General features: G+C 34.7%; 23 protein-coding genes and 1 pseudogene. 16 read left to right on the top strand and 8 right to left on the bottom strand.

The genetic code is table 11. The annotated features are described in order from the left end of the window. Window positions 1-14: 14 nt before the first annotated feature. Both CQ058_RS07650 and CQ058_RS07645 read right to left on the bottom strand, forming a co-directional pair. Window positions 15-2,705 carry an ATP-binding protein gene (locus CQ058_RS07650; protein WP_105589554.1) on the bottom strand — a complete coding sequence of 897 codons (2,691 nt, stop codon included), beginning with the start codon at window positions 2,703-2,705 and terminating at the stop codon, window positions 15-17. A 204-nt stretch (window positions 2,706-2,909) separates the two neighbouring features. Beyond that, window positions 2,910-3,161, bottom strand: a complete 252-nt coding sequence (locus CQ058_RS07645; RefSeq protein ID WP_105589553.1) for a hypothetical protein — start codon at window positions 3,159-3,161, stop codon at window positions 2,910-2,912. Window positions 3,162-3,383: 222 nt separating this feature from the next. Between CQ058_RS07645 and CQ058_RS31755 the strand changes: the two genes are divergently transcribed. The 4 genes from CQ058_RS31755 to CQ058_RS07625 all read left to right on the top strand — a co-directional run bounded on the left by CQ058_RS31755 (window position 3,384) and on the right by CQ058_RS07625 (window position 5,032). Beyond that, window positions 3,384-3,524 (top strand): hypothetical protein, encoded by a 141-nt coding sequence (locus CQ058_RS31755; RefSeq protein ID WP_002011076.1) that lies wholly within the window; start codon window positions 3,384-3,386, stop codon window positions 3,522-3,524. 36 nt (window positions 3,525-3,560) lie between these two features. Further along, on the top strand, window positions 3,561-4,091 hold the full coding sequence (locus tag CQ058_RS07635) for a general stress protein (RefSeq protein ID WP_002011077.1): 531 nt from the start codon (window positions 3,561-3,563) through the stop codon (window positions 4,089-4,091). A gap of 287 nt (window positions 4,092-4,378) precedes the next feature. Then, on the top strand, window positions 4,379-4,582 hold the full coding sequence (locus CQ058_RS07630; RefSeq protein ID WP_002188588.1) for a DUF4028 family protein: 204 nt from the start codon (window positions 4,379-4,381) through the stop codon (window positions 4,580-4,582). Between the two features lie 138 nt (window positions 4,583-4,720). Then, entirely contained in the window at window positions 4,721-5,032 is a 312-nt protein-coding gene (locus CQ058_RS07625) for a YbjQ family protein (protein WP_000637510.1), read from the top strand. Between the two features lie 560 nt (window positions 5,033-5,592). Here CQ058_RS07625 and CQ058_RS07620 read toward each other — a convergent pair. The 4 genes from CQ058_RS07620 to CQ058_RS07605 form a co-directional block, all read right to left on the bottom strand. After that, window positions 5,593-5,898, bottom strand: coding sequence for a hypothetical protein (locus tag CQ058_RS07620; protein ID WP_002188590.1), 306 nt, complete (start codon window positions 5,896-5,898; stop codon window positions 5,593-5,595). Between the two features lie 55 nt (window positions 5,899-5,953). Then, window positions 5,954-7,138, bottom strand: a complete 1,185-nt coding sequence (locus CQ058_RS07615) for an MFS transporter (protein WP_105589552.1) — start codon at window positions 7,136-7,138, stop codon at window positions 5,954-5,956. 76 nt (window positions 7,139-7,214) lie between these two features. After that, window positions 7,215-7,895: a FadR/GntR family transcriptional regulator gene (locus CQ058_RS07610; protein WP_002188592.1), complete on the bottom strand. Its 681-nt coding sequence runs from the start codon at window positions 7,893-7,895 to the stop codon at window positions 7,215-7,217. Window positions 7,896-8,055: 160 nt separating this feature from the next. Further along, window positions 8,056-9,048, bottom strand: a complete 993-nt coding sequence (locus CQ058_RS07605) for a zinc-dependent alcohol dehydrogenase family protein (RefSeq protein ID WP_142396332.1) — start codon at window positions 9,046-9,048, stop codon at window positions 8,056-8,058. A gap of 361 nt (window positions 9,049-9,409) precedes the next feature. Between CQ058_RS07605 and CQ058_RS07600 the strand changes: the two genes are divergently transcribed. The 4 genes and pseudogenes from CQ058_RS07600 to CQ058_RS07585 all read left to right on the top strand — a co-directional run bounded on the left by CQ058_RS07600 (window position 9,410) and on the right by CQ058_RS07585 (window position 12,394). Next, window positions 9,410-10,627 (top strand): sensor histidine kinase, encoded by a 1,218-nt coding sequence (locus CQ058_RS07600; RefSeq protein ID WP_088044841.1) that lies wholly within the window; start codon window positions 9,410-9,412, stop codon window positions 10,625-10,627. Continuing rightward, on the top strand, window positions 10,617-11,261 hold the full coding sequence (locus tag CQ058_RS07595) for a response regulator (RefSeq protein ID WP_002087211.1): 645 nt from the start codon (window positions 10,617-10,619) through the stop codon (window positions 11,259-11,261). The genes CQ058_RS07600 and CQ058_RS07595 overlap by 11 nt, the downstream gene beginning before the upstream one ends. 163 nt (window positions 11,262-11,424) lie before the next feature. Then, a pseudogene (locus tag CQ058_RS07590) lies at window positions 11,425-11,855 on the top strand (hypothetical protein). Between the two features lie 122 nt (window positions 11,856-11,977). Then, window positions 11,978-12,394 carry a hypothetical protein gene (locus CQ058_RS07585; protein WP_002188599.1) on the top strand — a complete coding sequence of 139 codons (417 nt, stop codon included), beginning with the start codon at window positions 11,978-11,980 and terminating at the stop codon, window positions 12,392-12,394. A 40-nt stretch (window positions 12,395-12,434) separates the two neighbouring features. Here the strand turns inward: CQ058_RS07585 and CQ058_RS07580 are convergent, their stop codons facing one another. Beyond that, a complete protein-coding gene (locus CQ058_RS07580) occupies window positions 12,435-12,575 on the bottom strand; it encodes a YflJ family protein (protein WP_000273535.1) in 141 nt (46 codons plus the stop codon). Between the two features lie 152 nt (window positions 12,576-12,727). Between CQ058_RS07580 and CQ058_RS07575 the strand changes: the two genes are divergently transcribed. Then, the gene (locus CQ058_RS07575) at window positions 12,728-13,090 is read left to right on the top strand and encodes a hypothetical protein (protein ID WP_002064091.1); all 363 of its coding nucleotides are present in this window, start codon (window positions 12,728-12,730) and stop codon (window positions 13,088-13,090) included. A gap of 26 nt (window positions 13,091-13,116) precedes the next feature. Here the strand turns inward: CQ058_RS07575 and CQ058_RS07570 are convergent, their stop codons facing one another. Then, on the bottom strand, window positions 13,117-13,302 hold the full coding sequence (locus CQ058_RS07570; protein ID WP_000539551.1) for a YhzD family protein: 186 nt from the start codon (window positions 13,300-13,302) through the stop codon (window positions 13,117-13,119). 602 nt (window positions 13,303-13,904) lie between these two features. Here CQ058_RS07570 and CQ058_RS07565 point away from each other — a divergent pair. From CQ058_RS07565 to CQ058_RS07535, 7 genes are all read left to right on the top strand, one after another. After that, window positions 13,905-15,146, top strand: a complete 1,242-nt coding sequence (locus CQ058_RS07565; RefSeq protein WP_061674053.1) for a metallophosphoesterase family protein — start codon at window positions 13,905-13,907, stop codon at window positions 15,144-15,146. After that, entirely contained in the window at window positions 15,143-18,067 is a 2,925-nt protein-coding gene (locus CQ058_RS07560; protein WP_105589549.1) for an ATP-binding protein, read from the top strand. The genes CQ058_RS07565 and CQ058_RS07560 overlap by 4 nt, the downstream gene beginning before the upstream one ends. Before the next feature lie 41 nt (window positions 18,068-18,108). Next, entirely contained in the window at window positions 18,109-19,053 is a 945-nt protein-coding gene (yhaM, locus tag CQ058_RS07555; protein WP_002011096.1) for a 3'-5' exoribonuclease YhaM, read from the top strand. A 398-nt stretch (window positions 19,054-19,451) separates the two neighbouring features. Beyond that, on the top strand, window positions 19,452-19,649 hold the full coding sequence (locus tag CQ058_RS07550; protein ID WP_002150116.1) for a hypothetical protein: 198 nt from the start codon (window positions 19,452-19,454) through the stop codon (window positions 19,647-19,649). 457 nt (window positions 19,650-20,106) lie between these two features. Then, window positions 20,107-21,084, top strand: a complete 978-nt coding sequence (locus CQ058_RS07545; protein WP_105589548.1) for a ring-cleaving dioxygenase — start codon at window positions 20,107-20,109, stop codon at window positions 21,082-21,084. Between the two features lie 256 nt (window positions 21,085-21,340). After that, window positions 21,341-22,435: a response regulator aspartate phosphatase gene (locus CQ058_RS07540; RefSeq protein WP_002087201.1), complete on the top strand. Its 1,095-nt coding sequence runs from the start codon at window positions 21,341-21,343 to the stop codon at window positions 22,433-22,435. After that, window positions 22,435-22,680, top strand: coding sequence for a Phr family secreted Rap phosphatase inhibitor (locus tag CQ058_RS07535; protein ID WP_002188609.1), 246 nt, complete (start codon window positions 22,435-22,437; stop codon window positions 22,678-22,680). The genes CQ058_RS07540 and CQ058_RS07535 overlap by 1 nt, the downstream gene beginning before the upstream one ends. The last annotated feature ends 168 nt before the right edge of the window (window positions 22,681-22,848 follow it).

Genomic DNA, 22,848 nt, shown 5'->3' with positions numbered 1-22,848 from the left:
AAACTAAACCTCACTTATTTTATTAACCATACACTCATTACCGAATAGAGTTGATGTAAATTTAATGGTTTACTTATATAATCTGAAGCGCCAGCAGATAAACATTTTTCTTTATCATTTGGCATTGCTTTAGCAGTTAATGCGATAATAGGTATTTCATGTAACCCTAAATTCATTCGGATATGTTCCATCGTTTCATAACCGTCCATATTTGGCATCATAATATCCATTAAGATAAGGTCAATATTTGTATTGCTTTTTAGTATTTCTAAACACTCTATGCCGTTTTGTGCAGTAATAATGTTGGCATGTTGTTTTTCTAATGCATTTTGTAATGCAAATATATTTCGATGATCATCATCGACAATTAAAATAGTTTTCTCTTGGAAGACGTTATTTGTTTCTGGAGTAACTATAGTTTCCTCAATAACTTCAGCAGGAATAACATCTTCTATCGTTGCTGCAACTTCTAAATTGGATACTTGTATATCAGTTAACCCATTTGGAAGGTTAGGGATATATACGGTGAAAGTACTGCCTTCTCCTACATTACTCTCTAACGTAATCCAACCGCCTAATAATCTAGCAAACTCTTTACAGATAGATAATCCTAAGCCTGTACCACCATATTTCCGAATCGTTGCTCCATCTGCCTGTTGAAAAGCTTCGAAAATAAGTTGATGCTGTTCTGTAGCGATACCAATACCAGTATCTTTTACTGAAATTGTAATCCAATCATTACTTATAGACTGCATTTCATTACTCAAATTGGTTGTTTCTATCGGATCGAAATGTAAAGAGACGGATCCTTTTTCCGTGAATTTAAATGCATTGGATAATAAATTTTTAATAATTTGCTCAATCCGTTTTGCATCTGTATAAAATAAATCAGGAATAATATCACTGTCTTCAATAGTAAATTCGACATTTTTTTGTGCAGCTATATGTAAAAAGTTTTGCTGCATATTTGCTGCCATGTCACTTATGTTCGTTGCTTCAAAAATAACATCTAGTTTCCCAGCTTCTACTTTAGATAAATCTAGTATGTCATTAATTAAAGTAAGTAAATCTTTCCCTGATGAATGAATGACGGTTGCTAATTCAATTTCATCATCGGATAAATGATTATCATGATTTTCTCTTAACATTTCAGATAATAGTAAAATACTATTTAACGGTGTGCGTAATTCATGTGACATATTTGCTAGGAATTCTGATTTGTATTTTGAGCTACGTAATATTTCACTTGCTTTTTCTTCTAATTCTGATTTAGTGATTTCTAAATCAGTTGTCTTTTGTTCAGCCTCTTCAGTTCTAGACTCTAGTTGTTCATTCGTTGTTCGTAATTCTTCGGCTTGCATTTGTAGTTCTTCAGCTTGCGTTTGCAATTCTTCTGATTGAACTTGTAACTCCTCCGTCATTGCTTGTGATTCATGTAAAAGCGTTTGAATTCGCATACGTCCCATAATACTATGGATTGTTAGACCTAGGTTATCAACGGTTTGTTGAATTAAATCTTGATGTAAGTCTGAAATCTCAGTTACACTTACTAACTCCATTACTGCGATCACTTCATCTTCAAATAAGATAGGGATGACTAGTAGGTTTTGAGGGCGTATTTCTAATAAGCCGCTAGTGACATAACGAAATTCTTCTGGTATTTCTCGAAGAATAAAGCTTTGTTTTTCTAAAGCACATTGCCCAATTAAACCTTCACCCATTTTAATGGATTGTTTTCCAACATCAGAACCTTGATCGGCGAAAGAAGCTTTCTTCACATAGTAGACAGTTTCTTCAATTTCTTCACGTACATAGAATGCACCGCAAGAGGTTTGCGTTTTTTGTATAACTCCACTAAGAATTTTTTTACCTAACATCTCAATAGAAGGTACACCTTGATACATTAAAATTAATTCTGCAAGCTCGGTTTGTAACCACTCTCTTTTAGATATTTCGTCTAGTAGGTGGTTCGTTGTATGAGCAAGCTCTTTTATTTCATCCCGCGTGTTTACATGAATTCTTTCAGTAATTTTTTCTTTAGAAGAAATGGATTTAATAGCTTGAATTACGTTTTTAATCGTTTTTGTAATGGAATTCGAAATATAGAGTGAAATGATAATAGAAATACAAGAAAGTAAGAACAATAAACTGTATAACCAAATCTCTAATTTATTATTTTCAGTATCTAATTGTGCAGCTCTTTTTTTCGTTAGTTGCTCCTCTACACCACGGAAGTTAGTTAGCTGCGATTGTAATGACTGAATTTGAGTCGTGTCAATTGCTTGTATGTTATTACTATTGTGATTTGTAATTAATGGATGAATCTCTTTATTAATCCAACTATTAATATTTTCGTTAATCTGTTTTAATTTTTCTTGCTGAGAGGGGTTATCCTCTAATAGAGCCAAAAGATCTTGATAATGTTTTTCGTAATCCTTTTCCGCAGTGTTAAGGGATTGCACGTAATTTGCGTTATTAGAAGTAATAAATCCTTTCGCTTTATTTTCAATTGTTAGCAATTCTTTCTCCACTTGATTCGTTAAATTAAGAACTTTAAAATCGTGATCAATAATAAAATTACGAGATTTTTGTAAATTGGAAATCTCATTGTTTAACATAATGAAAGAAATAAGTAAGAACAAAATCATAACTAAATAACCAGACATAATTTTGTAGCGAATACTAAATTTTGCTTTCGATTTCATTAAAAATTCCTACCTTCAAGGTTATTCAAAGTTTTCTATTGTAAAGAATGAAAAACGTAATATATATTATATCAGTTTTCATAAGGCCAAACTAGAAATCCCCCTATTGTATAAGGGGGTCTCGTTTTGAATAGAGGAAATCATTTTGAAATATAAACATATATGAAAAGTAACGATTGAGGGAATAGGGGGATAATAAAACTTTTAAGAAGGAAAGAGTGTTCTTAAAGCTTTTTTTGCATCTATTCCTTCAAAGATAAATAATACAAGCTCTCTTTTTTTTACAGTAAGGAAGAAGGATATTAATGTGCTTAAGGTTTTAATAGAAGTAAGTGTTCCGTGTTTACTTATAAATAGATTAGTTTGAAATGTTGTCATTAAAGCATAAAAATGATGAATCTGCGTTATTGTAGGTGTTTCATTATAAAGAATAGTAGTAGATTGGATTGCATTCATCGAAATATTCCTTTCTGTATAGTAAGCATAACAATATAAACATACCCGTTTTAAAAAATGTTAAACATATAAATAAGAAAAAATATAATTATAGTTTTTTAGGTTTAGAAAGGGTTACGAAGGGTATACATATACTACAAAGAGATTGACTGAAGATGAATTGTAAGATTTCTAGTCTATAAAAATATACTTTTACTTTAAATGAAAAGGAGTCTGGTATACATGAATGAAATGATGATTGATATTACATTTGATTTAATTTACTTGTTAAGTAGTTCGCTTGTAATGCTTTTACTATTCGCTTTTTTCGTAAATGGTTATGTTAATAAGAAGGTTAGTGTATACAGAAATGAAGAAAGATAAAGATACATTATATAAAACTTTAGGAGGTTAATAGTTATGGATGTAGATAGAAAAATAGTAGGTATTTTTAGAACAATTGATGATGCGGCATTCGTTATTAATGAATTAAAAGATAAAGGATACTCGGCGGGTAACATTTCAGCTATTGCGAAGGATCAAAAGGAAATTGAACATCTGGAAGAAAAATCGGGTGAAAAAGTGAATAGTGAAACGGCACATAAAGCGGATATCTTTTCAGCGACAGGGCTTGTGGCAGGAGGAGTAGCAGGCGGACTTGGTGGTTTATTAACAGGTCTTGGTATACTTGCTGTTTCTGGAATGGGTCCAATCGTAGCAGCGGGACCTATCGCAGCAGCTATTGGAGGAGCCGGTATTGGCGGAGGAGCTGGAAGTTTAATAGGAGCATTTATCGGATTAGGAATTCCTGAAGAACATGCTAAAAAATATGAAGAATACATTTACGATGGAAATATATTAATTTTAGTAGATGCAAAATTAGATGATAAGTTAGAAATCTATAAAATATTTGATAAGCATAATGCTTATAACTCTGATTTCTTTAAATAATATTTACTTCACATATCAATTATGCAAAATGTAAACATAGTGAATATCGTTTTTTGATCTTACAACTTTGGCGCGGCCGAGGAGTCGTATGACTATAAGAGAGGAAGGGCTTATAGTAAAAGATCAAGTTCTATTCTGTTACCTCGCTATTTGTGGGCAGTAAGACCCCCACCTCAAAATTTAGTGAAAGCAAAGAAGTTAAGTGGGGGTCGGGCTGCCCGTAAAAGCCCGATTGGTGAGGGCTGATTAAAGTTTCACTTTATTGAAAAGGAAAGAGGTGTCTTTTCGTGATTGTAAAAATAGTAAAGGATAGTAGTAATAGTTTTCTTTGTACAGTTCAAAAGAAAAATGGAGATCAGTATGTGAAGAAATGGTTTCGTAAACAGAAAAACAAGGAAGAAGTAGGGCGACCAACTTTTAAAGAAGTAGAAAAGGATTGGAAAGAAAATAGAGAATCGTTTATGTATCCTGATGCTAAAGCGCTTTATTAAAAATAATAGGCGTTTCATTCTTACAAAATTGTCACATTCATGTAAGGTAATTCAATAGATTAGATACTTTTTCCATGTCATAATAAAGACATAAGAAAGCTAATCAAAAAACTATAAGTTATTAGGAGAGTGTCAGTCATGATTGTAACAACAACGTCTGGAATTCAAGGTAAAGAAATTATTGAGTATATCGATATTGTAAATGGTGAAGCTATTATGGGTGCAAATATTGTCCGCGACTTATTCGCTTCCGTTCGTGATGTTGTCGGTGGTCGTGCTGGTTCTTACGAAAGCAAGCTAAAAGAAGCTCGTGATATCGCAATGGATGAAATGAAAGAACTTGCAAAACAAAAAGGTGCGAACGCTATCGTTGGTATTGACGTAGATTATGAAGTTGTTCGTGATGGAATGTTAATGGTTGCTGTAAGTGGTACAGCTGTACGTATATAAGTAAGTAAAAATACAGGCTCACCCCTTGAAGCTTATGCTTTGAGGGGATTTTTTTGTTTCGTGATTAAAGTTAAAATGAAGAAGAGTGGACGGATTTTTATAAGTGGAAAAAATAAGATGAGGGCGGATGTACTAGCTCACTCAAATGATATAACGGTTTAAGTGATAAAGTTGAAAAGAAACTATAATTTACATATGTTTAAAGTGCCAAAACTTTTTCGTCAAACGTTATTGTAAAAAATGCTAGGATTGCTCCTAGCATTTCGTGAGGGGGTATTGCACGGGAATTTAGATAATAAGCAGACGTACCCGCTTATTTCAAATGTAGTATATATTGTTTTCAAGGAGAAAAGTAAGAAATACAACAATCTTTATATATGTTTAACGAGAGTGTTAACTTTATGATAAATAATAAAATTGTTATTTGAGATAAGGAGAGGGAAATCAATAAAAAAGGTGTATAGGATATGAAAGGGAAGGTGATAGTGTTGATGCAAAAATAAAGGACAGTACATATTGTATATGGCTACTATGTACTGTCCTCACTTATTTCTTTTGGATTATGAAAACTCATTACCTGTCTTGCTATAAATTTCATAGGCGAAATAACCAAATAAATAGCCTATTCCAGATCCTAAACTAATGGAAAGTAGTGAGGAATCCGGAAAAAACATACCGAAAATCAAACCAATCATACAGCCAACAAGCATTCCCATAGGTATGAAACTATCTAATAACAGTTGAGCTTTTTGAGATTTTTTCTTACCTAATTTTCCGTTCTTATATTTATGTTCCAATCTTTTAATTACAAATACTACAATTCCACCAACTATTACAACAGGCGCGATTGCCGAAATGAACCACATGTTAGAAGCTCCTTTCGTTTTTAATTAAATTACACCATATATTAACATTTTAAATTTAAGCGGAGAAAAGATCTTCTGCATTTCTTTTCCTTTTATTCATGACTAAAGTTAATAGGAATAAAATGAAGCTTAAAAGTGCCATTATAATAAAAACTTGCGTATAACCATCAAAATAGTCACGAGCGATTCCTGCTAGGACAGGAATGAATCCGCCCATAATGTATCCTCCGGACTGCATCATAGCGGTCCATGCACTCGCATCTTCTGAAGTTTTTGTTTCATATAGCGGTAGCATGAGAGCGAGTGGGAATACGCCGCCGAGCCCGATACCTAGTAAAATAGAAGGGATCCATGGTGTAGTTAGTGGGTAAATCATAAGCGATAAACCTACGAGTACAAAGCATATACTCCCTAATAACCAAAGTGCTCGGTTTTTATAAATATCCGCTAATGTTGGAATTAAAAAGCTGCATATCATTTGAACAACTGTAAAAACAGTTATGAGAGTACCAGCTTGTTCGCTACTGACACCCATATTTTGATTTGCGGGCGCAAGCCAAGTCGTAATGGAATAAAAGATTCCTGATTGTAGTCCGAAAAAGATTGTGAACAACCATGCTTTTTTATTTCTTAAAGGTAAACTATTATTCTTTTTATCTTGTGTGCTCGTATTCTTTTTTCGTTTCATAACCGGATACCAAAATATAATAGCGATTATAGTAAGTACACCCCAAAAAGCGAGTGCCATATTCCAATCGTCTTTTAATACATGTTGTAAAGGAATCGTTAATCCTGCACTTAAAGAAGCGCCAGTTCCCATGCCTACTGAATATATTCCAATCATTAAGCCGATTTTCGTAGGGAATTTTTCTTTAATAAAACCTGATAGTAACGGACCTGCAAGTGCAATTCCAATGCCGATAAATAAAGAGCTCGCGAATAATGTGGAAATGGAAGAGGTAAAAGCCCTCATACATGTAGCAAAGCCAATTAAAATAAGACAAGCCATAATTGCTTTTTCTGCCCCATATTTTTTAATTACCTTCCCAGTCATTAAGGCGAATGTCCCCATACAAAAAACAGGAATAGCTGTTAAAAAACTAACGGAAAAATTGCTTATATTTAAGTCTTGTCGGATGGTTTCTAATAAAGGTGAAATAGATGTAATTCCGATACGTAAATTAATGGAAACAAAAAATAGTGCTAGTATATACAAATAAGTTCGTCCTTGATGTTTCAATTTGATTTTCTCCTCTCATAAACATCAGATGTTATTGAGTATATCATCTGATGTTTAAGTGTAATATATAAGGAGCTTATTTCAGCTCCAAATTTTGAACGGCGTATGTTCGTGCCTCTTCGGCATTTTGTTTTAAAATAGCTTGGAATAATTTTTCATGAATTTCAGAGTTATCTTCATAGTTCACTGTATTTAATATTAATTGGCTTAAAATGTGGCGAAGGGCAGGTACGAAAGATTGATACAAATCAAGTAGAACTTCGTTTTTGCTCGCCTTTGCAATTGCTAGATGAAACTGAATGTCTGCATCTATGTATGCTACATAATTTCCTTCTTGAAGGGCATGTTTTCTTTTATTCAAATGTCCTTTTAAGTATAAAAGATCCTCTTCACTTCGGCGCTGTGCCGCTAACATCGCTACTTCTTTATCTAACATATTTCTTGCTTCATACACATGATTAATATTAGCTGCTTGCAGTCGTTTTTCAAATGAATCTTGCGTTGTATTTAGTGAGACAATACGAGTACCTTGTCCTTGTCGAACTTCTAATATGCCGGCATGTACTAATATCTTTATGCTTTCTCGCAGCGTCGAACGCCCTATACCTAATTCTTCCATTAATTGCGGCTCTGTAGGGAGGCGATCACCAACTTCATACTCGCCAGAAAAGATTTTTTCTTGTAAACGTTCCAACACTTCATCGACTAATTTCCGCCGAGAAACTTTTGAAAAAGATTTCTTTTCGTTTATATTCATCTGCTCATCTCCTGTTATATTCGCTTTTATGATAACCAATTTAAGTTCTGTTGACAATGTTATTTTTTAGGTAGTTGAAGCGGGATACTAAAATAGGGTTTATAAGACATAAAAAGATCTATTTTGAAAAAATCAATCAAAATAGATTCTTCAATTGCATTTAATAACTCGTCAAAAACACTTTCCCTTTCGTTTTCTCAGCAGACTGTACAACATCAACTACTGTTTTCACATCCGCTAAGTCATACGTAGAATGGACTCTCATAAAACGTAATTGCTTATTTTCCACTAAGCGAATTAAGTGACGAAACGTTTCTTGCCATTTATATGGTGACACTTCTTTATTCCAATGTCGTAAATGAAATATGTTCGCGTGCACTTTTGCTTTCGTGACAATCTCTGCCCAGTTAACTTGTATTCCTGATAGAAGACCGATCGTTAAAAAGCGCCCGTTTGGACGTAAGGAGAAAGCTAATTCATTTCCATCCGGTCCCCCGATAGAATCAATCGCAGCATCCGCACCGAGCCCGTTTGTTAATTCCATAACTGTTTCATAAAGTGGGGCAGTGGAGGTATCTATTACATATTCAGCACCGAGCTGAAGTAATTCCTCTGTATGTTTACTATTTCTCGTAACTGCAATTAATCGGAAGTTTAAAATTTGTGATAACTGAGCAAAAAGATGACCAATAGCGGATCCACAAGCATTTACTAATAAAATATCATTCTGTTTTAAGTTTAGCGTTTCTGTACATGTGACCCACGCCGTAAGGGGATTAATATACATTTGTGCCGCTGTAAAATCATCGATGGAATCAGGAATAGGGACTACAAAGTCAGCTGATGTTGTAACGAACTCTTGCCAAGTACCATCTCCGCGTAAAGGTAATACGCGTTTACCGATAAGGTCTCTAGTAACGCCCGCGCCTACATCTTCTACAATACCAACACCTTCATAACCAGGGATGTTAGGTAAAGGGATTCTATGTGCATATGCTCCGGTTACGGGAATTAAGTCAGATGGATTAATCGGTCTAACTAACATACGAACTAAAACTTCATTATCTTTTAATGGTTCTATATTTTTAGATTCAACTTGTAATACATCTTTTGGGTTACCAAACTCATGAAATTGAATGTATTTTCCGTGCAAGATAGTTGTTCCCCCTTAGTTTGATTGGGTTTATTATAGCATTTTTGGTTTAAATGATTATTTCATTAGCACTAAATAAAAGGGAACAGAAAGTCGTCGTTTATACTTTGAGGAGATTTTGATTGTGCAAACTTTTAAAATATACATTAATTATGTAGCATTGTATGGATTGCTGAATAATAATCTTACATAAACATCAATGCATTTCGATATACAATATTTCATATTTGTATTTGGTAATGAGGATGAAGAGGAATAAGGGACTTATCCCGCTATTTGTGGGAGTCGGGCTGTATGTAAAAGCCTTCACTTTATCAAAATGTAAGTTGCATCTTGTATAATGTAATGGTGGAGGTCAGATATGAAAAAAATAAGTTTAAATATAGATTTGGATACAAATGTATTGGAAGTGGTATTTATTCCAAGAAGGTTTATTATTTTATGGATTACACTCGTATATATAGCTTCAGTACTTTTAGAATTTCGTAATAATATTTTCTCTATGGATAGTTTTTTCTTTACAATAGTCATTGTTATTCATACTATTTTTCATTGGTATGCGAGTTCATTAAAAAATAGGCAATTGTTGTACTTCTTTTTTGTACAACTTTTCATTGTGTTTTTGGCTGCGTTTATTGCAACAAATGCTTCGATAGCGATTTTTGTTGGATTAACTCCTATTTTAATCGCCCAAAGTTTATATGTTTATAACAATATATTTAAAGTAATGGCAGTTTTTACTCTTATGTATGCAATATTTTGTGCTGCAATTAGTATCAATTATGGTGTGAATAAATTAGCTATTCTTATCTCTATGTTTCTTTTAGTGTTAGCAATTATTATTCCTTTTTCTTATATTAATAAGCAGCAATTTGATGCACGTAATCGTATACAGAGCTATATTCAAGAGTTAGAGTCTGCATATATGAGAGTGGAAGAATTGACATTAGCTAATGAAAGGCAGCGTATGGCAAGAGATTTACATGATACGTTAGCGCAAGGTTTAGCAAGCTTAATTATGCAATTGGAAGCGATAGATGCCCATATGCAAAAAGGGAATACAGGACGATCTCAAGAGATTATGAAACAAACTATGATAAGAGCGAGACAAACTTTACATGATGCAAGGTTGGTTATTGATGATTTGCGTCATACTACTAATTCATTTAATGGAGCAGTAAAAGAAGAGATTCAACGTTTTTCTGAAGCTACGTCTATACATGTGAGATTTACTATCCAAAGTCCACCGTATATTTCAAGCGTAGTAAAAGAGCACTGCTTATATGTAATTAGTGAATGTTTAACGAATATCGCAAAACATTCACAGGCAGCAGATGTAAATTTAAATGTTGAATATATCGATGATCTTGAAAAACTTACTATTGAAGTTGAAGATAATGGAATTGGTTTTGACACTAGATATATCGGTAAGAATCCTGGACATTATGGTTTAATTGGTCTAAATGAGCGTGTTCGATTGATTAAGGGAGAAATACATATATTGAGTGAAAAGATGAAAGGTACGAAAGTGTATATTCAAGTGCCTATAAATAAAGAAGGAGATAGCCATGAAACATAACGTATTAATTGTAGATGATCATTTCGTTGTAAGAGAAGGTCTGAAATTAATAATAGAAACGAGTGATTCATTTCAAATTATAGGTGAGGCTGCAAACGGAGAAGAAGCCCTTTCTTTCATAGAAAAGAAGAAACCTGATGTCATTTTAATGGATTTGAATATGCCTAAAATGAGTGGTTTAGAAACAATTGAGGCTTTGAATGAAAAACAAAACCATACGCCGATTATTATATTAACTACTTATAACGAAGATGAATTAATGTTAAAGGGAATTGAGTTAGGGGCAAAAGGATATTTGCTAAAAGATACGGATCGAGAGAATTTGTTTCGAACATTGGAAGCGGCTATTCGAGGTGAGATTTTACTACAACCAAATATTATGGAAAAGATAGTGAAGTATAAAAGGAAAGAAGTACATGCTGATAAGGTTGCAGAAAATAACTTAACGGTTAAAGAATTGTTTGTGCTGAAAGCTATTGCACGCGGATATAAGAATAAAGAAATTGCATTTGATATGGGAATAGCTGAGCGAACGGTAAAAGCATATTTAACAAATATATACAATAAATTAGGTGTTAATTCACGGTCAGAAGCAGTAGCTGTATCTATTGAAAGGAAGTTAATTCATTTTTAAAACATTATATATGCCCAATCGTACATTATAGGCTTGCCCTTTTGTACGATTTTTTTATTTCTTTCTCATGTTATGCTTCAGAAAGTATGAGAGATTTAAGAACAATCTAATTGCATTACAATTATAGACGTTTCTAATGTAGGAAAGGAAGAAGAATAATTAAATGGAAACTTTGCTTTTAATTCCTGTATTAATTTTCTTTGGCTGCAAAGCAAACAAAGAAAATTAAACTGGATAGATATTATAACTTTTCTCATGATGATAGGGATTATTACTTATACGGCGCCGCAACAAATGACTAGGGATTTACAAGCAGAGTTACTGGCAGTTACGCTTATTTCTTTCGCTATTGGTGTTTGGCAAGGTGGGGGAATTACAGTCTGTTATGAGGATGAAATTTTATATATTACAAATGGAAAACAGTATTCCATTTCATGGATTCTCTTAATAATTGGCAACATAATTATTATTAATATATTTGAAGATGAATTTACATTTAATGGATCGTGGTTTCTTTTGTGTGGTGTTGTCATTACATCTGGGGTGAAAAACAGTATTCTATGTGTTCTGTACAAATTAACAGTGCGAAATTGAATGGAAAACCAAAGTTATTTTCTTTTACCCCAACATAAAACGTATTGCTGTAAGTTCATTAAAAGACCGTAGTTGATAAAAAATGAGATGGAAGTATTGGAAGAATGGGGGAGTTAACGTAGATGTTTCTACCTATTACTACATTTGATAGGTTTAGTTGGCTGGGGAATGTTGCTTTCTCTTCAGAAAAGACTAGTAGGAATCGAGCGCTATCGAGGGCTGAAGAAAGCAATGTTAATTTGTGTGAAAATAAATGTAGAGATTCAGTTAATAATATTCATCAAAAAATAAATGTGGATGCTTTGGACTATAGTAATAATCGTATATTGGGCCGTGCAGAACCCCATTCAACAATTGTCATAACAAGTAGTGATATGTATGTTGGAAGCGGACGAGTTAATAAGTATGGAGAATTTAAAATATATACAAATGATTATCTGGAAGAGTATTTGGTACTAGAAATTCAGTTGATAATGGGCGGTTTCTATCAAGGAAGTATAACGGTAAAGTTAAGGTATGATGATTTCCTTTTTATTTAGTAAATAAAAAGGAAGCAACCGTAGTCGCTTCCTACATCTATTAAGCCGAAGCTTTCTTCATTCTCTCAAGTAAACTAGATAAAATATGTGTACGATAAGATTCTAGTTTTTTACCTTCGTAAGTACGAATCCCTAATTTTTTAAGTTCTTTTACATACCAACCTTTGCTTCCGAAATACATGTGATCGCTCCCCTTCAACTTTGTTTATTTGTCCTGATTGTACTTGGAGGTACGGGTAATATAATGAAGGAAATGAATTTCGCGCGAAAATGGTTAACTTTGTTGCAAAAGACATATATACTAAGGGTAGTATATAACGAGGTGGGCAAGACGTGATTATAGAGAAGCACGAAATTCAAATTGACCAAATTACGAGCGGTAAAGTGAATATCTTTACTTTCTATAGAAATAGAAAGCAAGTTGATGATCATTTTTTACGATTGCAAGAACCATCGCTTACAGCAAACTACTTCTTCCATTTTCATTTTGATGCAGAGAGCTTGCATCTTCTGCAGGAAGAATTTCCAGGCGTATATCCGTACGACCGTAGTGACACGATTCACGACTGGACGGAAAAGATGAAAGCGGAATTGCAACATCAGATCCAAACAGGTAAATGGAATAAACGCGTACGTATCGGTAATCGCATTCTAGATGTGGTGTTTACGTGGTGTGACGAAGATATAGTAGAGTGAAAAAGAAGCGGATGACGCTTCTTTTTTTAGCGCTGGAATAAAACGAGCTTACCTGCAGAAGATGTGCAGCGATGTGTTTTTTCATACAATCCTTTTTCTTGTAAAATAGATTCACCTTTTGCTTTCGCTTCTTTTTCAGTTGCTGCCTCGAATGATTCGTCTAATGCTTTTGAACCATCTTTTTCAAAGACTGTTAGAACGTATACTCCCATGAAAATTCCCTCCAATAATTAAAATCAGAATCTTATAACTATTTTGGCATAAATCAATAGAATATGCAAAGAAATATATGACATTGCGTGTTACAATAAAGTGAAACTTTAACTAGTGGGGAGTCTTTTCATCCCCACTAGTTATTAGTTGAACCAATCGGGTATTTATGGGCAGTTTACTTTCAGATTGGCTCCTTTGCCTACTGCCCGTTAATACGGGGTAAAGTGAAACTTTAACTAGTAGGGAGTCTTTTCATCCCCACTAGTTATTAGTTGAACCAATCGGGTATTTATGGGCAGTTTACTTTCAGATTGGCTCCTTTGCCTACTGCCCGTTAATACGGGGTAAAGTGAAACTTTAACTAGTAGGGAGTCTTTTCATCCCCACTAGTTATTAGTTGAACCAATCGGGTATTTATGGGCAGTTTACTTTCAGATTGGCTTCTTTGCCTACTGCCCGTTAATACGGGGTAAAGTGAAACTTTAATTAGTGGGGGATTTTTTATCTCCCGCTTATTACTAGTTTTCAACAATTGAGCATTTATTGTTTGTGTTCATGCGGATAAGATGAAACTTTTGAACTATAGAAAGGATCGTTATTTGTGAAACAAGTGAAGTTTATACATGCGGCTGATTTGCATTTGGATAGTCCGTTTAAAGGGATGGAAATGAATGTACCACAGTCTGTTTGGGAGAGAATGAAGCAAAGTACGTTTGAATCGTTCGAGCGTATTGTTGATAAAGCGATTCAAGAGCGCGTTGATTTCGTATTACTAGCCGGGGATTTGTATGATGCGGAGACGAGAAGTTTGAGAGCGCAAGTGTTTGTGCGTGAGCAAATGAAGAGACTTTCGCAGTACGATATTCCCGTTTTTATTATTCATGGTAACCACGATCATTTAGGAGGAAGCTGGGCAGCGATTGAGTTTCCGGAAAATGTTCACGTGTTTACGGAGCCTTATGTGGAAGAGAAGTCATTTTATAAAAATGGTGAGCTTGTAGCTTCTATTTATGGTTTTAGTTATTTGCAGCAAGCGGTAACGGATAATATGACAGCGCAGTATACGAAAATGAGTGATGCGCCTTTCCATATTGGAATGCTTCACGGAAGTGTGGAAGGGGATGCAGAACATAATCGTTATGCACCGTTTCAAATTCGTGAGCTGAAAGAAAAGCAGTTTGATTATTGGGCTCTTGGTCATATACATAAACGTGAAATTTTATCAGAAGAGCCGTGCATTATTTATCCGGGTAATATACAAGGGCGTCATCGTAAGGAAACAGGGGAGAAAGGTGCGTACCTGATTGAACTCACGAAACAAGGAACGCATTGTTCGTTTTTCCATACGGCGGATGTTGTGTGGGATGAGATTGAAGTTAGTATCGATGGACTTGAAACTGTTGATGATCTTATGACGAGCGCGTCAACTGCGATGAATGAATGCAGAAGAGAAGAGGAAGGCACGCTTTTAACTGTCGTATTTACAGGGCAGGGGCCACTTTCTCCTTATTTGCGTGAAGACAAGCGCGTGGAAGAGATTTTTCATATTTTAGCAGCTGGCGAAGAGCGAAAAGACTTTGTGTATGCGATGAAGTGGAAAAATGAGACGGTTTCTTTTGCGGAAATTGAACGTTTGAAAGAAGAAAATCATTTCGTCGGTAGTGTGCTGAAAGAGTTAGAAGCTTTCACAAATATGGACGGAGTGTTGCGCACCATTTGGACATCTCCTGTAGCACGTAATAGCATTGAAGCTTTTACGGAAGAAGAGAAGAAAGAGATTCAAAAGGAAGCGGAAAATATTATTTTAGAGCAATTATTCCAGCAAGAGAGGGATAAAAAATGAGAATTGAAAAACTCCATATTTATGGCTATGGAAAACTAGAAAATGTGGAAATGGATCTGTCAATGCTGACGGTGTTGTACGGTGAAAATGAAGCGGGAAAATCGACAATTCGCTCGTTTATGAAAAGTATTTTATTCGGTTTTCCGACGAGAGGACAGCGCCGTTATGAGCCGAAAGAAGGCGGGAAGTATGGCGGAGCGGTCACTGTTCAAACAGAAAAGTACGGCCGTTTGAAAATTGAACGATTGCCAAAGACGGCAGCTGGTGAAGTGACCGTTTATTTTGAAGGCGGGAAAACTGGCGGCGAAGATATTTTAAACGATATATTAAGCGGTGTGAATGAAAGCTTATTTGATTCTGTTTTTTCATTTGATATGCATGGTTTGCAAAATATTCATCAGCTCGGCGAAGCGGATATCGGCAATTATTTATTTTCGGCCAGCGCAGTCGGAAGTGATGCGTTATTGCAGTTAGATAAAAAATTAGAAAAAGAAATGAATCAGCGCTTTAAGCCGAGTGGTCGTAATCCTGAAATTAACGTGTCACTGCAAGAGATGAAGAAAATTGAGGAAAAGATGAAAGAGTGGCAAGGGAAGATTGGCACGTATGAAAAACAGGTCGAGCAGTTAAAAGAAAGTGAAGAGAAACTTGCTTCTGTTCGTGCGGAAAAAGAGTCAGCCGAAAGACGAAAGCAAGACTATGAAATATTAGCGGCGCTTGAGCCTCTCGTTATTGAAAAGAGTGCGCACGAGAAAGTGTTGAAAAGCGAGAGCGGGCAGTTTCCTGTAAACGGAATGGCGCGCTATGAGGCGGTAAAGGCAAAGATAGAACCGCTGCAAGTACAAGTAGATTCGCTTCAAAAAAAGATAGAAACAGTGCAATCAGAAATTGATTCCACAGAAATAGATGAAGCATTTTTACAAAAAGAAAGTTACGTAGAAGAACTTCGTATGCAGCATATGTCTTATGAAAATGCACGCCAAGAAATGCGTGATATGACGGGAAGTATTGCGAATATAAAAGAAGAAATCGCAGAACTACAGCAACAAATTGGCGCTACTTTTGAACAAGAGACTGTTCTTTCATTTGATATAAGTTTAGCGACGAAAGAATTAATTACACAAACGGTGCAAAAAGCGAGAGAGTTAGAAACGCAAAAAACACAGCTTGATGAACGTTTCAAAACGGCTCAGGAGCAATTAGAAGAGCAAGAAGAAAATATAAAACAAATAAGTCAGCAAATGTTAGCTGATGAAAAACGAAATACGTTAGTTGAGAGAGAAAAATCATTTCAAGATGCGGCGTTTATCGGTATGGGCGCAGAGAGAATGAAGCGTAAGTATGAGGAAAAAACAGGGGCGGCTATGCAAAAGAAAAAACAGTGGCAAAGAATTTGTCTTCTGTTACTTCTTATTAACACGCTTGTTTTATTCACGAGTCTATTTATAGATAACCGCGTGCTGTTATTTATTAGTGTGATTGTTTTTGTAGGGATTGTTTTAGCACTCGTTTTATATAAAGATCCTTCGGGTGGATTACAAGAAGAGCTTCTTACTCTTCAGCAAAGTGCTGGCGGGCGTCAAAGTGAAGAGGCGATGTCCGTTCGTTATCAGTTAGAAAAGGATGAAGAGATTCGAAAGTTATTTGAGCGAGAGTCTTATAAATTACAACAAATGGAACGTGCTTATGATAAAGTCGTTTCATCTTATGAGGAATGGGAGCGAGAAACGTTCCGCATTAGCGAACAAGTAGATGTGTATAAAACGCGCTATATGTTCCCTGAATTTTTTACATATGCGCACATGTTGCCAGCGTTTGAGCGTATTGAAAAAATGCAGCAATTATATCGTGATTTAGAGAAGCAAAGTAAGCGGAAATCTTCATTATATGAAATGATTTCGCACTTTGAGCATAAACTAGAAACTGTTATCGGTAGCACGGAGTATAGTAATTTGCATGAGGCGCAAAGTCGTATGCAAAATGAAAAAGAGAAGCGCCAAACTTGTAAGCAGCTGAAAGAGAAGCTGGCGGAATGGCAAGAAGAATATGAGTTCATGCAAGAGCAATTAAAACAACTACTAGTAGATCGAGATGGGTTATGGCATATCGCAGAATCTACAGATGAAGAGATGTTTTTAGAAGCAGGAAAATTGGCAGATAAACGTGAAGACGCGGATAAGCAAGTGGGGCGTTTATTACCTCAAATTGATTTGTTAGAACAGCGCTTAACGAGTTTGTCATTAGCTGAGCATTATGAGGCTGACGGTTATGATGAAAAATTAAAGCAAGAAATTACAGCCGCGCAAAGCTGTCTGGCGCAAGAGAAAGAACTGACAGAGCGTATTGCGAAGCATCGAATAGAAATTGCGAATTTAGAAGAAGGCAGTACGTATGGTGATTTACTACATGAGTGGGAAATGAAAAAAGCGCAAGTGCGTGAACAAGTGAAGAAGTGGGCTGCATATGCGGCCGCAAAGACAGTATTAACGAAAACGAAGCAATATTATCATGAAGTGCATTTGCCGCGTATTTTACAAAAATCCGAAGAGTATTTCGTGTATTTAACAGGCGGAAGATATAGTAAAATATTCTCACCGTCAGAAGCAGAACCGTTCATTGTCGAACGTAACGATGGTATGCGTTTTTACAGTCATGAACTAAGCCAAGCGACAGCGGAGCAGTTATATTTATCATTGCGATTCGCGCTAGCGAAAACGTTTGAGCATGACTATCCATTTATTATTGATGATAGCTTCGTACATTTTGACGCGGTAAGGACGAATCGAACGATTGAACTTATAAAAGAAATTGCGAAAGATAGACAAGTTATCTTCTTTACATGCCATGCGCATTTATTAACGTATTTTACAGAAAATGAGATTATAAAATTAACACGTAAGCGTAAAGAAAATGAGTTGTAGTATGCTATACTAAAAGTAACTGATTTGGTGGAGGAATTCGAATGAAAAAGAAAATTGTAGAATATGAAGTTGGTGAACAAGTCGATGTTTTCTTGTTAATTAAAACAGCGACAAAAGGTCTCGCAAGCAATGGTAAGCCGTTTTTAACAGTAATCTTACAAGACCCAAGTGGAGATATTGAAGCGAAACTATGGGATGTATCACCAGAAGTTGAGAAACAATATGTAGCGGAAACAATCGTTAAAGTAGCTGGAGATATTCTAAACTATAAAGGACGTATTCAATTACGTGTGAAACAAATTCGTGTTGCGAATGAAAATGAAGTAACAGACATCTCGGACTTTGTAGAAAAAGCTCCAATAAAAAAAGAAGATATGGTTGAGAAAATTACGCAATACATATTTGAAATGAGAAACCCGAACATACAGCGTCTAACAAGACATTTGTTAAATAAGCATCAAAACGAATTTTTAGAATATCCAGCAGCGACAAAGAACCATCACGAGTTCGTATCTGGACTAGCTTACCATGTTGTATCAATGTTAGATTTAGCGAAAGCTATCTCGGCTCTGTACCCATCGTTAGATAAAGACTTACTATATGCGGGCGTTATTTTACACGATCTTGGTAAAGTATTCGAACTATCTGGCCCAATTTCTACAACGTATACGTTAGAAGGAAATTTACTAGGCCATATTTCTATCATGGTGAACGAAATTGGTAAAGCAGCAGACGAACTACAAATCGATGCAGAGGAAGTATTAATCCTTCAGCACATCGTCCTTTCCCATCACGGAAAAGCAGAATGGGGTAGCCCAAAACCACCATTAGTGAAAGAAGCAGAAATTCTGCACTACATCGATAACTTAGATGCAAAAATGAACATGATGGACCGCGCATTAGGACGCACAAAACCAGGCGAATACACTGAGCGTGTCTTTGCACTTGATAATCGTTCGTTCTATAAACCGACGTTCCATAATTAAGATTGTGAATAGAATGGCCTCATTAAGTGTGGCATGACAATAAAATTGTTTAAAAAGATGGTGTGAAATTAAGTTTTCACACCATCTTTTATTGCCCTGATAAGGGAAGACACTGCAAATAGCTTTAAAAACCATTATTTATTCCTTGATGAGGAAAGAAATAATGAGAGAAAAAGATGTAAATCATACGGCAAATTTATATTCCATTAGCTCGTGTAAAGCTAATGGATGAGGATCTGTTGTCAATAAAAAAACGGATCTTAAACAAAACAACCCTTTTGCATATCATGTGATGCAAGGGAGGCAAGAGAACGTGTTCGTTGATTGGAAATCTTTTGTAGAGTATTCTAAATATAGAGTTGTATTAGGAATATTCTTTTAAGGAGAGTGATTACTTTATGCTAGGAAAATGGATGGATAAAGTAAGAGAACCTAGATGTATACACAATTATAAATTTATTAAAACTCAGGATAGTGAAAATTTTAAAACAGGGCAGATTGGGACAGCTAATATTTATAAGTGCGAAAAATGTGGTAAAGAAAAGGTTGATTATAAATATAACAGTGATATAAATAGTGATTTTTGGAATATATAAAATAAATCATTTAATGAAACAGAGAATTACTAATATTAATTATTCGCTAAAATTACAATTTATTGTAAGGATATTTGACTATTAAAGAATTTTAATAGCCTATGATTAGTTCATTGATTGTAGGCTATTTATTTTGGCGAGTGAAAAGGTTTTATTACCAGTAGATATGAAAATAATTACGCCACAAAACATATAGCATTTTAAACTAATACTGAGATATTAAAAAATATCTCGAATTCAAGATAATTTACTTGCTTTTTAATCACTTGAGTTGTAAAGTGATAGTAACGAAAGGAATTATTACTTTCGAACGAATCGTTTTACACAGTGAATTATTTTTTTAACTATCACTTGACTGGTAAAATGAACTGATTACTTTTATAAATACGCGCTTTGTTGACCAGCGAGCAAAAATAAAACAGTTAAATATAAATTAAAACCATTGGAGGAATATAAAATGAACCAATTAAAAGGAATTCACCACGTTACAGCAATTACAAGTAGTGCAGAAAAGAACTATGAATTTTTCACTCACGTTTTAGGAATGCGTTTAGTTAAAAAAACAGTAAACCAAGATGATATTCAAACGTATCATTTATTCTTTGCAGATGATAAAGGTAGTGCAGGAACAGATATGACATTCTTTGACTTCCCAGGTGTTCCAAAAGGAGTACACGGTACAAATGAAATTTCAAAAACTTCATTCCGCGTTCCGACTGACGCAGCACTAGAGTATTGGGTGAAACGTTTTGACCGTCTTGAAGTAGAACATACAGGAATTAAAGAGCAATTTGGTAAGAAAACTCTTTCTTTCGCTGATTTTGATGATCAACACTATCAATTAATCTCAGATGAATTTGATAAAGGGGTGGAATCAGGTACACCTTGGCAAGACGGGCCAGTTCCATTAGAATATGCAATTACTGGCTTAGGACCTGTATTTATCCGTATCGCGAATTTCAGTTATTTCAAAGAAGTACTAGAAAAAGTTCTATTATTTAAAGAGATTGCTCAAGAAGGAGAATTCTACTTGTTTGAAGTAAACGAAGGTGGAAATGGTGCCTCAGTCATTGTAGAACATAATACAGTTCTTCCAGAAGCACAACAAGGTTTTGGTACAGTGCACCATGCTGCATTCCGCGTAGAAGATCGCGCTGTATTAGAAGAGTGGATTGAGAGAATCGGTAGCGTTGGCCTTCCATCATCTGGCTATGTAAATCGTCACTTCTTCGAGTCATTATACGCAAGAGTTGCACCACAAATTTTATTTGAATTTGCAACAGATGGTCCTGGTTTTATGGGAGATGAGCCATACGAAACACTTGGAGAAATATTATCGTTACCTCCGTTCCTAGAGCTAAAACGTGAAGAAATTGAAAAATTAGTTCGTCCGATTGATACAGTGAGAAGTACTAAGGAATTTATTAAAGAGTAAAAGTAGAGATAATAAGTAGGAGAGGAAGTAGTTTTAGCGAATCGCTGGAATTGCTTGCTTTTTTATTTGGGCTATAAAATTTTCTGAAAAATGTTTCTCAAGTTTTTTAAATAGAAATATTTGGTATAATTCATTTAAATTATAAATTTTCTGACAATTATTTTTCAATACATATAAAAGAGGTGATAATATACAATTCGGATAATTGTATAAAAATTCTAATTTTTTGAATTTGGAGAAAAGGGGATGCGAAGGTATGGGAACAGATGTAGTAACGAAGGAGCAAATGAAACATTCTTTAGATAATTGGTATCGTGTAATGTTGCAGCAAAACATAGAGAAAGCAACGGAAATGAAAGAAGAAATTGATAGTAAGATTAGTGGTTTGGAAGTGGATCAGGAATTATCTTTGTATTTTACGTTATTAGATTTTAGATATAAAATGCTGACGGATTGGTTAAATATAAAAGAAAATAGTTTTGAGAGAATAGAATCTTTTGAAGTTCCAACTGAAGGATTTTTAGCATATTATTATCATTTTTTTAAAGGGATATATTGTACTTCAATGTCTAAATATAATGATGCGAAGGAAAGTTATGAAAAGGCAAATATACTACTGAAATACGTTTCGCACTCTTTAGAGAATGCTGAGTTTGATTATCGTATGGGTAATTTTTACTATCAGACGTATCAACAAGTTAATGCAATTGATTATTTGAGAAAAGCAAAAGAGGAGTTCAAAAAACATATAGGTTGCGAAATAAATATAGCGCTATGTGAAAATGCTTTTGGTCTGTGTTGTATTGATTTGAAAAATTACGAACTCGCGGAAGAAAGCTTTAATGCTGCTATGGATATTTTCCAAAAGGTAAATTATGAAAAATATATTTTAATGGTGCGTCATAATTTAGCCTTTTTGTATGCCAGTCAAGATTTATCGGAACTTGCAGTTCGTCATGCATCCGAAGTTACAAAAAAACAGCCGAAATTCTTTAAAGCGCTATTTGTTGAAGCTCGTGAATGTTATAAATTAGGACAATATCAATTGGTGGCAGATTTGATTGAAAAAGGTTTGGATATTTGTAAAGAGTTAAATAAGGAAGAGTTTCAATATCGTTTTATGATTTTGAAAAGTGTAAATGACAAATCACCTACATTAAGCTTAGAGCAAGTAGTTTTAGAAGGTATTTCTTATTTTGAAAAAGAAGAGCTATGGGAGTGTATACAGGAATACGCTGAAATGTTAGCCTTAAGGTTTTATAAAGAAGAGAATCACGATAAAGCAAGTCATTATTTTTACATGAGTCATAAAGCTCAAAAAAAATTATTAAAAAAAGGGGCGCTAAAATAATGAAAAAGATTCACTTTGGAATGTTGGGGATTGCATTAGTAGGTGCGTTATCAATTGGAGCTAATAGTTCATTTACAAATCAAGCATTAAATATAGGAGAAACAGGCGGAGCACCAGCAAGACCAGACTACGTTAATATAGGTGACACGGGAGGAGCACCAGCAAGACCAGACTACATTAATATAGGAGATGGCGGAGCACCAGCAGATAATAGAGGCGACGGTGGCGGAGTAAGCCAACTATAATACAAATAAAGAAAGGGACTTCAAAATGGAGTCCCTTTCTTTATTTTTAGGCCACGTAGAGAAAAGAATTGACTTACTTTTCATATGTAACTATAATAGTTACAAAATAACCATCATTAATAGAAATGAGTTATATTTTTTTAATTTGATTGTAACTAAAGTGGTTAC

This window comes from Bacillus sp. MYb56 (genome assembly GCF_002976445.1).
Taxonomy (GTDB): Bacteria; Bacillota; Bacilli; order Bacillales; family Bacillaceae_G; genus Bacillus_A; species Bacillus_A mycoides.
Note: the sequence above shows the minus strand (reverse complement) of the source record. Positions and strands in the feature narration are given on the sequence as shown.